The sequence below is a fragment of the Bartonella sp. AA2SXKL genome (genome assembly GCF_042197205.1).
In the GTDB taxonomy this organism is placed as follows: domain Bacteria; phylum Pseudomonadota; class Alphaproteobacteria; order Rhizobiales; family Rhizobiaceae; genus Bartonella.
In genome coordinates this window covers 1-1,211 of record NZ_JBHIRN010000054.1, presented here as the reverse complement: position 1 = coordinate 1,211, position 1,211 = coordinate 1, and the positions used below count along the sequence as shown (strand labels likewise).

The 1,211-nt window shown below is 36.7% G+C and carries 1 protein-coding gene; it reads left to right on the top strand.

Annotation, left to right across the window (positions count from 1 at the left end; genetic code table 11):
• Positions 1–503: 503 nt before the first annotated feature.
• Positions 504–1,211, top strand: a 708-nt coding sequence (locus ACFINS_RS09660) for a DUF1499 domain-containing protein (protein ID WP_375706141.1), incomplete at its 3' end; no start/stop codon positions are given.

Genomic DNA, 1,211 nt, shown 5'->3' with positions numbered 1-1,211 from the left:
CTGAATTTTTTCTTGCGATAAAAATCATCCAAAATGATCTGTGCAATACTTTTTTGTTGAGACAATAACCTGCTATACAACTTCGCAGAACAAATATCAGTACATTGATGATAAACATGAAATACAATGGAGCTCTTATTGCACTGAAAGCATATCATGTTCGATAGTAAAACTTATCTTCAGCTAGAAGAAAACAAATGAGAGTAAAGTACCAATTTCTTTTGGTAAGCACATTCATCACAAAGCTTGTCATTTGAATTTATTTTCGCGTTGTTACAATCAGTCCCGATAAAGTTTAATCCATTACATTGATAAATCCATGGAGGAAATAACAATTATCCATCCCAATTAGCGAGAATGACTACAAAAGTTGATGGAGTATAGAGCGTCCTTGATCTTAAAAGTAAGTGCTTTACTTTTTTATATAACTAGAAGCTTTCTATAAGATATGAAATCTAAGAAAAATTTTGCTTCTGGTCCGTAATTGAGGGGAAGAAAGCTTCATGAAGAAGACATATGTTCGGTTAATCTCAAGAGCAGCGATATGGTCACCTCGTTTTGGCACGTTAGCGTTCTTTATTTTGTTATTTTCAATCCTTTTACAGCGTTTTTCCGTAATTGACATAGTTGATTTCATGATTTTGATCGTCATCTCTGCTTGCTGTGTTGTTGTTTCCCTTTTCCTTGCACTTAAAGCACTGTACAGTCTGTGGGTGCACGGTGCTCTGGGCGGAATGAAAGCTTTACAAGGGATTATTTATTCATTGATCACTGCTACACCATTGGTATTATTTTTTGGATTTTGGTTTGCTTTACCTGCTCTTTATGATGTTTCTACGGATACACAAAAACCACCAGCTTTCTTTCGCACAATACGTCCCCGTGATGCTTTGCCGCTTAAGAGTGTTTTGATTGGGCAAGCGGCATTACAAATGTCACAATGGCCAGAAATGTCGGGACGTCGTTATGAGGGCTCACCTGATCACATCCGCGATTCCGTTCTCAATGTTTTAGATGCTTATGGTTGGCCTATTGTCGCTCAAAGAGAATTTAAAGGTGAAGAAGATGAGATTTATATTGAAACGATAGCAAAAACTTTTTATCTTGGTTTTACTTCGGACATTGTGATCCGTTTAACCAATGAAGGTGATACAACTTTTGTTGATATGCGTTCTGCTTCGCGTTATTTGTCAAGAGATTTAGGATCAAAC